Below are 10,071 nucleotides of genomic sequence, written 5' to 3' on the forward strand. Positions count from 1 at the left end.
CAGAAGTGGTTAACGGCTTAATTGGCGTGGCGAAGGAAGATGGCGTTTGGGTATACCTTGCGCCGGATGGCGTGCTTAATATGGAGTACGTACCAGAGCAAAAAGAGTAAGATGGTCTTCACCACAAAGGAGGGGACAACGATGAAGTTTAAGCCTGGATTTGAGAATTACACGGAAGCAGAGTTCACCAGTCTGGTACAGGAGATATTCAATGCTCAGGGTGGCGAAGCATACCAGGACGAACTGATTGAACATGTTTGCTCTCTGTCTGAACATCCAGAAGGTTCAGACCTGATTTTCTATAATGATGACGATGACCTGACTCCAGAGAAGGTTGTCGCGACAATGAGAGAGTGGCGAAAAGGTCAGGGTCTGGCTGATTTCAGGGCGTAGTCATCATAAGGCGCATTTGTGAGTGCACCTGATGATTATCGATTAATATCTCTGCATTTTCTGGAGATTGAACATGAAATGGATCAGCACGGATTCTGATAAGCCAGAGGCACAAAGGTTATTAATTGTGTCAACAGATAAAGGTCTAGGGTTTGCAACCTATAATCCGCTCTACAAAAATTTTGAAGTTTTGAAGATAGAAGGCAATTCGCAATAGGACAGATACACGGTATCGCACTGGATGTATCTGCCAGAAAAGCCGACTAAATAACAGGCCGCCTGCGGGCGGTTTTTTATTGGGGTAAATATGGCAATAAGATTACCAATGAAATGGCTGGCAAAGACGGCGGTGCCATTCAGCATGAGCATAAGGTCAGGGTAGAGGAGTTAACTGATAAATAGCTTGCCACAATAATCATGGCTACGCACTGGGCGACAGATGATTTGTCGGGGCGCGCGGTGGAGATTACTCCTTGCGCTAAGATGCCAGCCTTTCCGGTGATTAATGAGTCAGAAGAGGCTTAGGTACCAGACCTGCACCCCAAAGAGAAGCGCTCGAAACGAAAGCGATCCCTGGAGACTATTTCTGGTCAGCCATGTACCAGCAGTCGCCTAAACAAGCGGGCGGCTCAATCTTCAAAGACGAGTGTATGCAGTACGGTCTGCCTGAAGACCTGCCGGCGAGTTTCGACACGGTTATCCCGGACGGCTTTCTGCTGGCTGACTCAGCTACGAAGGTAAAGCCCGGCAACCGAATCGCATATCAGTGGAACGGCTACTCAGGGCTGGGGAAGATGACGCGCAAGGTGAGACTCATAAAGGTTTCATTTTGACATTCTTACTGAGCTATCTGCTTATCCGGACTCTGTATCTGAGCATTTTTATTTAGTACACAGGTAGTACATAATAGCCTTAACGGATGGTTTTTAAATTTATAAGTTATTGATAGGTAATCAAAATAGACATAAAACAACTCATTTACCTCTGCAACCTTGAGCGGGAGCGCCATTTTGGCCGGGCGGCAGAAGCGAGTTTTGTCAGCCAGCCCACACTCTCAATGCGACTCAAAAACCTCGAGCGTGAGCTGGGGTTATCGCTGATTAATCGCAGTAATAACTTTGACGGCTTTACCCCGGAAGGTGAACGGGTGCTGACCTGGGCGCGGGAGATTGTCTCGGTTTATCAGGGGCTGAAGCTGGAGGTTGAATCCCTCAAGCACGGCGTAAACGGTACGCTGCGGCTGGGCGTTATGCCGCAGTGCAGCGTGGCGCTGCCTGCGCTGCTCAAAGCGGTTGAGGCACGCTATCCTCAGCTGGACTATCGCGTCGCAGCGATGAGCGCCGATCAGCTGCTGGAGGCGCTGAACAGCCATACTGTTGACGGCGGCATCGGTTTTTTTGAACTGACGTCCCTGCGCGAGCTGCATTTTCAGACCGCGCTGCTGAACGATGGCGGAGTGGAGGCGATTTTTAACCCACAGCACTTTCCGGCGCTGCAGCAGCAGCAGCGGCTTTCACTGCAGACCCTGGCGGCGCAGCCACTCTGTCTGGCTGAACCCACGCGCTATTTCCGGCGTTATCTTGATGGCCAGCTGCGCGAAACCGGTGTGCTGCCGCGTGTGATCGTTGAGAGCGCCTCCATTATGCAACTGCTGCAGAGCGCACAGGTTGGCCTCGGCGTAATGGTATCACCGTGCGGACATCTGCTGCCCGAACTGCTGCAGAACCTGGCGCGGCGCCCGATCGATATGGCACCCATGGGGCGGCAGGCTGCGCTGGTGATCGCAGAGCCGGGACGTGCTTCACCGCTGGCGCAGCACTTTTTTGACGAGGCGCGCCGCCATCTTCATGACTGACGCGTCTCTGCCAGCGCCATAGAGAGCCGATCTTCCCAGCTGGCGAGCGCCACCTTTTGCAACAGCGCAAACAACGCCTCCTGATCCCAGCCACTGTTAATCAGCGGCTGCAGATGCGCAGCACTGAACCGATCGGGCTGACGCGTCAGCTGTCCGCTCAGCGCAGCCACGGCGTCGCGATGATGCGCAGCGTCAGCCAGTAACGCCTCACGCCAGCCTCCGGCGTAGCGGGCAAAACGCTGGCGGCAACCGAGAATACGCGCGCTGACCGCCAGCGCCAGCGCTTCCGCCTCCGGATGAACTGAAACCAGCTGCTGTTTCAGGCGCTGCAGGCCGCTCAGAACCGGCGCATCATACATCAGGAGCCCGCTCAGCGGCGCAAGATCGCTATCTTTCAGGCAGTCCGCCTGCGCGCTCAGCTGTTGCGGGCTGGCATAGCGTCGCTCCAGCGATTTCAGCGCCGGTGAGCCGGGCAGGTCTTCAGCAAACAGCGTGGCGCAGGCGTCGGGCGGCACTGACACGCCGGGGATCCAGCGCACCGGCTGTGCCAGCAGCGCCTGGACGCCAGCCACCATCCGCGCCTGAAAGCCTGTGAACCCTGCAATCTGGTTCAGCGTGATGATATCGGGCTCTGTCAGTCCTACCGCCTCCAGTGCGCCGATACTGTGTGCGTTAATCAGCGCGGGCTGCATTGCCAGCTGACGGACATACTGCGTCATCTGCGTCAGGCGATTGTTGCTCTCGCGCGAAGAGTCGGGGCCGGGGAGCGGATTAAGGCGTGCTGAATAGTGATTGCACAGGCGCTGAACGCCCGCTACCTGCGCAACCGTCAGAGCGGCGCTTAGCCGGTCATAGAGTGTCAGCGTATGCGTTTGCGATGCCGTCAGGCTGTCGGGAAACAACAACTGGCTTACATCGCGAGCCGCCAGCAATGCCGGCTGAAAGCGGCGAAACAGCGGCTGTAAAGCCGTTGCTTCCTGCTGCAAGCCGAGCATGAAACGATCGTTAACCAGAGCGGCCTCAGGGACCAGCGGGGCGGTAGTGGAGGTGTATGGGCGAGCCTGGCTTTCATACAGCCAGAGGTTATGGCCGGTAAAACGGCGTTGTTCCATAATCCATCCTTTCGCTAAATTCGGGCTGAGCGTACGACGGGAAAGTCTGAAAAGCGTGTCGCCGCTCGGGGGCAGGCTTATCGTCGCTGAAGGTCAGGCGCAGGCAAAAGAATGAAGGGGAATAATTAATATCGAATGGGTATATAGTGCGGGCAGAGAGAGAGTGGGGCGAGTCAGGCTCGCCCCTGCAGAACTTATTTCAGTTCCAGCTCGTTCATAGCGGCAATGCTGAAGCCGCCATCAACGTGTACGACTTCACCGGTGATACCGCCCGCCAGGTCAGAACACAGGAAGGCCGCAGAGTTACCTACGTCTTCGATAGTTACTGTACGGCGAATCGGCGTAACCGCTTCACAGTGGGAAAGCATCTTACGGAAATCTTTGATGCCGGATGCCGCCAGAGTACGGATTGGACCTGCAGACACGGCGTTGACGCGCACGCCTTCCGGACCCATGGCGTTTGCCATGTAGCGTACGTTAGCTTCCAGCGACGCTTTCGCCAGACCCATAACGTTATAATTTGGAATAGCACGCTCTGCGCCCAGGTAAGAGAGGGTCAGCAGGGCAGCATTCGGGTTCAGCATCGCGCGGCACTCTTTGGCCATCGCCACGAAGCTGTAAGCGCTGATATCGTGCGCGATTTTGAAACCTTCGCGCGTTACGGCATTTACGTAGTCACCATCCAGCTGATCGCCCGGGGCAAAGCCGATAGAGTGCACGAAACCGTCAAATTTTGGCCAGGTTTTTGCCAGCTCAGTGAACAGGGCAGTGATGCTCTCATCTTCTGCCACATCGCAAGGCAGAACAATGTCTGAACCCAATTCTTTAGCGAACTCTTCCACACGACCTTTCAGTTTGTCGTTCTGGTAGGTGAAAGCCAGTTCTGCGCCCTGCTTATGCATCGCCTGCGCAATACCGTAGGCGATGGAGAGTTTACTGGCAACGCCAGTAATCAGAATGCGCTTACCGGAAAGAAAACCCATAGCTGTAATCCTTATGGTCATTGTTGTTGGCGGTCGCGATGATTAAAAAGTATACGACCGACGTTAATCGACGTGCGGATTCTAGCACGTCTGTATCAAATACGGTAAACCGCACCGCGTTTTCCGCGAGACGGGCGGCATTCAGAGCGCGCGCCGCCAGGCTTCAGCGGTCAGCGCTTCACCAAAGTGGCTGGCAATCAGTCTTTTGGTCAGCTCATGCAGCGGCGAGGCTAAAACATCTGCGGTGCCGCCGCGCTCCACGACCTCACCCTGATGCATCACCAGCACCTGATCGCTGATATGTTTCATCATGCCCAGATGCTGCGTCACGTAGATATAAGCGATGCCGTGTTTCTCCTGCAGCTCCAGCATCAGGTTCACCAGCTGAGAGCGCATGGTCATATCCAGCGAGGCGAGTGCTTCATCGGCCACGATCACTTTGGGCTGCAGGATCAGTGCCCGCGCCAGCGCCAGGCGCTGCTTCTGGCCCGGTGCCAGCATATGCGGATAGTATCCAGCATGGTCGCGCAGCAGCCCGACCTGGCGTAGCGTGCTGATGATACGCTGCTCGCGCGCCTCATCATCCAGTTCTGTGTTCAGGCGCAGCGGCAGGTCGAGGATCTGACTGACACGCTGGCGCGGATTCAGCGAGGTCGACGGGTCCTGAAAAATCATCCGGATGCGCTGGCTGCGATAGCCGTAATCGCCGTAGCTCAGTGGGTGATCGTCAATCAGCATTTCACCGGCGCTGGGGGCGACCATGCCGCTCAGCATCTTGGCCAGCGTTGATTTGCCGGAGCCGTTTTCGCCAATGATTGCCAGCGTCTGCTTCTCGCGCAGCGTAAAACTGACATTTTTGACCGCCTCAACGTGCTGGCGGCGAAACAGCCCGGTGCGATAACGATAGGTTTTGCTCAGGTTGCGTACTTCCAGCAGCGTTTCCATTACTGACGCTCCCGGTTAAGCGGAAAGTGACAGGCAAACAGATGCGATTTGCTGCCGGTCAGGCGCGGCGTTTCAACGCATTTACGCTGCGCATAAGGACAGCGCGGACCAAGCCGGCAGCCAATTGGCAGATGCTCCAGCGAAGGAATGGCGCCGGAAAGCGTATTCAGACGACTTTTATGCGGCAGCGCGCTGCCGAAATCGGGCATTGCACGGATCAGCGCCTGCGTATAGGGGTGGTGCGGCGTGCTCATCAGCTCCTCGCTCTGCGCGGTTTCCACCGTCTGTCCGCAATACATCACGTTAATACGGTCAGCCCATTTGCTCATGGTGCGCAGATCGTGGCTGATCAGCAGAATCGTGGTGTTGTTATTCTGGTTCAGGCGGCTGAGCAGGCGAAATATCTGCGCCTGGGTAGTGGGTTCCATAGCGTTGGTCGGCTCATCGGCAATCAGCAGGCGCGGCTGATTTGCCAGCGCAATCGCTATCATCACTTTCTGACACTCGCCCTCGGTGAGTTCGTAGGGAAAGCTGCGCAGAATATCGTTGTGATCGCGGATGCCCACCCGGTGCAGCAATTCAATGGCGCGTGCTTTGCGCCAGAACCACAGGCGCTGATACCAGCGACCTTTATGCGTCCAGCGCGGGATAGCCTGCATCAGCTGGCGGCCAACGCTCTCAGAGGGATCGAGGCAGGATTGCGGCTCCTGAAAAATCATTGAGACATTGTGCCCCATGATTTTACGCCGTTCGCGCGGCGAAAGACGCTGCAGATCGATGTCGTCAAACACCATACGATCGGCGGTGACGCGCCAGTTATCTTTGGTTACGCCGCAGATCGCTTTCGCCACCAGGCTCTTTCCGGAACCCGATTCACCCACCAGTCCGCGGATCTCTCCCTCACTCAGCGTCAGGTTAATGCGGTCCACCGCCTTCACCGGGCCTTCCGGCGTCATAAACTCAATTGTCAGATTGCGGATATCAAGTAGCGGCATTATTCAGCTCCCGCCTCAACCGCGCGACGGATACCGTCGCCCAGCAGGTTAACAATCAGGACGCTTGTCATCAGCGCCGCACCCGGCAGCATCACCGTCCACGGGGCAACATAGATTAGCTCCAGCGCATCTCCCAGCATCGCGCCCCATTCCGGCGAGGGCAGCTGCGCGCCTAAATCAAGAAAGCCCAGCGCGGCAATATCAAGGATCGCCATTGAGAGTGAGCGGGTAAATTCGCTAATCAGCAGCGGCAGAATATTGGGCAGCACTGCATTCCACAGAATGCTGAGATTGCGTGCGCCATCCAGCCGCAGTGCCACGACATACTCTTTCTCCAGCTCATCGTGCACGGCGGTGTAGATCTCCCTTACCAGCCGCGGGATCAGCGCCAGCAGCACCGCCAGCATGGCGTGCGCCAGCTGTGGTCCAAGAAACGCAACCACAATAATCGCCAGCAGCAGTGACGGAATCGACAACAGCGTATCCAGAATGTGATTCATGACGGCAGAACGTACGCCGCGCGTCATGCCCGCCAGAATGCCCAGGAGCAGTGCCGCCAGCGCGGCCAGCAACGTGACAATCAGTGCCGACCCCACCGTCGGGGCCACGCCACTCAGCAGGCGGCTCAGCACATCGCGGCCCAGGTCGTCAGTGCCGAGGAAAAAAGAGACGTCGCCGTAGCGTGACCATGAAGGCGGCAGCAGCTGATAGCCCAGAAACTGCTGATCGATGCCGTAAGGCGCGATCACCCGGCCGAACAGGCAGAGCAGCAGCAGTGTACCAAAGCCATACAGGCCGATCATGGCGCCCGTGTCGCGATAGAAGTGGTGCCAGCTCAGGCGCAGCGTGCTCGGCAGCCGCTTCTCGGCATAAACGTTATCTGAGGGCATACCACTCCTTGTGCTTCAGCGGATTCAGGGCGGCGCCAAGAATATCAGAGAGGACGCTGACAATAATGACCAGCCCGCCAGCAACCATCACACCGGCGGAAATGGCCGCATAATCCTGCTGGCGGACAGCATTAATGAGCCAGCGCCCCAGGCCCGGCCAGTTGAAAACAACTTCCGTGATCATCGCCAGCGTCAGCATAGTAGAGAACTGCAGTCCCAGACGCGGGATAACCGGCGGCAGGGCATTGTGTAACACGTGACGGCGGATAACAGTAAAGCGTGACAGGCCACGGGTAGCCGCCGCTTTGACATAGTTTTTATCCATAACTTCACTGGTGCTGATGCGCAGCAGCCGGATCACTTCTGTGGTGGGCGCTACCGCGAGCACGATCACCGGCAGCACCATATGTGACAGCGCGCTCAGCAGCATCTCATGGCGCCAGCGGGAGGGACTCAGCCAGGCGTCGATAAGCGCAAACCCGGTGACATTCTGCACCGGATAAAGCAGGTCGAATCGGCCCGATACCGGCAGCCAGCCCAGCGTCAGTGAAAAGAACAGGGTAAACAGCAGCGCCAGCCAGAATACCGGCATCGAAAATCCCAGCAGTGCCAGCGCGCTAATCACTTTATCCGGCCATTTTTTTCGCATGACGCCGGCGCAGATACCGAGCGGGATCCCGGCCAGCAACGCCAGCATAAATGCGAGCACGCACAGTTCCAGCGTGGCGGGAAACACTTCGCGCAGCTGCAGATTTACCGGCAGGCCATTAATGCTGGAAACACCAAAATCAAACTGCAGTAAGCCCTGCGTCCAGAACCACCAGGCATCCAGTAGCGAGGCACCTTCCAGCGGCGCGTTTGGCGTAAAGTAGCTCAGGCTGAAGCTGACCAGCGACAGCAGAAACAGGGTGATCACCAGCAGCAGTATGCGGCGCAGCAAATAGATAATCATCGGTTACTCTCCGCTCTGCTCATCGCGATGTACGCCGGCGAAGGAAGCATTGCCAAACGGACTCAGCACCAGCCCCTGAACATCGTGCCGGTACGCCTGCACGCGCAGTGAAGACGCGAGCGGCAGTACCGGCAGCTCCTGAGCGAGCAGCTGCTGCGCACGGTCATAGTTTTCAATTCGCGCGGAGAGCTGCTGTGAGAGCAGGGCGCGCTGCAGTGACTCATCGAACGCCGGAGAACACCAGTGAGCATAGTTGGTCTGCGAGCGGATCGCCGCACAGCTGAGCAGCGGACGAAAGAAGCTGTCGGGATCGTTGCTGTCAGTAGCCCAGCCGCTCAGGGTTAAATCGTGGTTCATCGCCATCAGCTGCGCTTCCTGAAAACGGCCCTCTACCGGGGTAATAATGACGTTAACGCCAACCTGCGCCAGATCTGCCTGCAGCAGTTCAGCGGTTTTAAGCGGGCTGGGGTTCCAGGACATCGAGGCCGTTGGCACCACCAGACGCAGCGTCAGATCTTCGATGCCGAGTGCTTTCAGCGCAGCACGCGATTTGTCCGGATTATATTCCGTTACGCGGGCGTCGCTGTCGTAGGCCCAGGACGCGCGCGGCAGGATAGAGGCAGCGGTTTCCGCTGTGCCGTAATAAATAGACTCCATCAGGCGTTCATTATTGATTGCCAGCGCCAGCGCGTGCCGCACTTCGGGGCGATCCAGCGGCGCTTTACGGGTGTTAAACGCCAGATAAGCGATATTCATGCCGGGGCGCAGCGTCATGCGCAAACGCGGGTCGTCACGCAGAATCGACAGCTGGCTCGCCGCCGGATAGGCCAGCACATCGCACTCGCCGGTCAGCAGTTTTGAAAGACGTCCGGTGCCACCGACGCCGAGGTCAATCACCACCTGCTGCAGACGCGGTACGCCTTTCCAGTACCAGGGATTGCGCGCCAGGCGCAGATACTGCCCGGTACGGTATTCACTCAGCTGATACGGACCGGTACCCACCGGCTCGCGATCCAGCTTCTCCTGCTGCCCACGGGCATCCAGCTGCGCAGCATACTCCTGCGACAGCACCGGCGCATAATGGGTGGCGATATGCCATAAAAAAGAGGCATCAGGCGCGTTCAGACGGATCTCCACGGTATAGCGATCCAGCTTTTTAACGCTCTGCACCGAGTCGGCAAACTGCAGACTGTCAAAGTAGGGATAGCTGCCGCCATTGACGTTATGCCACGGGTGGTGCCGGTCAAACATCCGCGCGAAGCTGAACACCACATCATCGGCGTTCAGCGTACGTCGGGGCGTAAAGCTGGCGGTATGCTGGAAAGAGACATTCCGGCGCAGATGAAAACGATAGGTCGCGCCGTTATCACGCACTTCCCAGCTCTGCGCCAGATCGGGTATCAGGCGATAGGTGTAAGGATCAACATCCAGCAGTCTGTCATAGAGCTGTGCGGCCAGAGTATCAACCACCAGTCCGCTGCTGACCATCTGCGGGTTAAACGTGTTGACGCTGCCGTTGACACAATAGACAAAGCCGGTCTGACGGATCGATTCCGCAGGCGCAGCAGACGCGCTCAAAGCGCTGAAACTCAGCAGCAGCGAGAAGAGAATTTTTAGCATAGAACTCAACGATTCTGAGGCAATAAGCAGAGTGTATCGCAAACCAGCGTGACTTCCCAAACTCCCCATGCGCCTGCAGCAATTACCTGCACATTGCATAAAAAACAGGCGCAATAAGAGTGTGGGAATGAGAAAAGTTCTCAATAAAGCTTTACAGATGATAATAGGAATGATTATTATTCACCTGCGCTTCACCGGTGGCTCTGCCGGAGAAGGGCACGACATTGCTCACATTGCTTCCAGTATTATGTTGCCCGCCTCGTGCGGGCTTTTTTTTTTCTTCCTGACTGATGCGGCAGCAGCGTTGGCTGCGCTCAGCAGAACCG

Annotated in this window: 11 protein-coding genes and 1 pseudogene; 5 read left to right on the forward strand and 7 right to left on the reverse strand. The window is 56.8% G+C overall.

The features are described 5' to 3' along the window. Positions 1-141 precede the first annotated feature (141 nt). From B3041_RS08305 to B3041_RS08315, 4 genes and pseudogenes are all read left to right on the forward strand, one after another. Positions 142-393 carry a bacteriocin immunity protein gene (locus B3041_RS08305; RefSeq protein ID WP_292971326.1) on the forward strand — a complete coding sequence of 84 codons (252 nt, stop codon included), beginning with the start codon at positions 142-144 and terminating at the stop codon, positions 391-393. Between the two features lie 73 nt (positions 394-466). After that, a complete protein-coding gene (locus B3041_RS08310; protein ID WP_292971328.1) occupies positions 467-610 on the forward strand; it encodes a hypothetical protein in 144 nt (47 codons plus the stop codon). 194 nt (positions 611-804) lie between these two features. After that, positions 805-1,094, forward strand: a pseudogene (locus tag B3041_RS16875) (terminase); the annotation flags it as partial. Between the two features lie 257 nt (positions 1,095-1,351). Next, a complete protein-coding gene (locus B3041_RS08315) occupies positions 1,352-2,248 on the forward strand; it encodes a LysR family transcriptional regulator (protein ID WP_065649287.1) in 897 nt (298 codons plus the stop codon). Here B3041_RS08315 and B3041_RS08320 read toward each other — a convergent pair. The 7 genes from B3041_RS08320 to sapA form a co-directional block, all read right to left on the reverse strand. Continuing rightward, positions 2,239-3,360, reverse strand: a complete 1,122-nt coding sequence (locus tag B3041_RS08320; protein ID WP_292971331.1) for a carboxymuconolactone decarboxylase family protein — start codon at positions 3,358-3,360, stop codon at positions 2,239-2,241. The two genes, B3041_RS08315 and B3041_RS08320, sit on opposite strands and share 10 nt — an antisense overlap. Before the next feature lie 194 nt (positions 3,361-3,554). Then, entirely contained in the window at positions 3,555-4,343 is a 789-nt protein-coding gene (gene fabI / locus B3041_RS08325; protein WP_039384517.1) for an enoyl-ACP reductase FabI, read from the reverse strand. A gap of 141 nt (positions 4,344-4,484) precedes the next feature. Continuing rightward, positions 4,485-5,288: a putrescine export ABC transporter ATP-binding protein SapF gene (gene sapF / locus B3041_RS08330; protein ID WP_039384515.1), complete on the reverse strand. Its 804-nt coding sequence runs from the start codon at positions 5,286-5,288 to the stop codon at positions 4,485-4,487. Continuing rightward, on the reverse strand, positions 5,288-6,283 hold the full coding sequence (gene sapD / locus B3041_RS08335; RefSeq protein ID WP_065649289.1) for a putrescine export ABC transporter ATP-binding protein SapD: 996 nt from the start codon (positions 6,281-6,283) through the stop codon (positions 5,288-5,290). The genes sapF and sapD overlap by 1 nt, the downstream gene beginning before the upstream one ends. Next, a complete protein-coding gene (sapC, locus tag B3041_RS08340) occupies positions 6,283-7,173 on the reverse strand; it encodes a putrescine export ABC transporter permease SapC (protein WP_292971340.1) in 891 nt (296 codons plus the stop codon). Before sapC ends, sapD begins: the two co-directional genes overlap by 1 nt. Then, the gene (gene sapB, locus B3041_RS08345) at positions 7,160-8,125 is read right to left on the reverse strand and encodes a putrescine export ABC transporter permease SapB (protein ID WP_065649291.1); all 966 of its coding nucleotides are present in this window, start codon (positions 8,123-8,125) and stop codon (positions 7,160-7,162) included. The genes sapC and sapB overlap by 14 nt, the downstream gene beginning before the upstream one ends. Before the next feature lie 3 nt (positions 8,126-8,128). Continuing rightward, complete coding sequence (sapA, locus tag B3041_RS08350; protein WP_065649292.1) at positions 8,129-9,745, reverse strand: ABC transporter substrate-binding protein SapA; 1,617 nt, start codon at positions 9,743-9,745, stop codon at positions 8,129-8,131. 127 nt (positions 9,746-9,872) lie between these two features. On the opposite strand from sapA, the gene B3041_RS08355 reads away from it, so the two are divergent. Continuing rightward, positions 9,873-10,071, forward strand: a 199-nt coding sequence (locus B3041_RS08355) for a hypothetical protein (protein ID WP_292971346.1), incomplete at its 3' end; no start/stop codon positions are given.

It is taken from the genome of Pantoea sp. UBA4549 (assembly GCF_002387285.1).
In the GTDB taxonomy this organism is placed as follows: Bacteria; Pseudomonadota; Gammaproteobacteria; order Enterobacterales; family Enterobacteriaceae; genus Pantoea; species Pantoea borealis.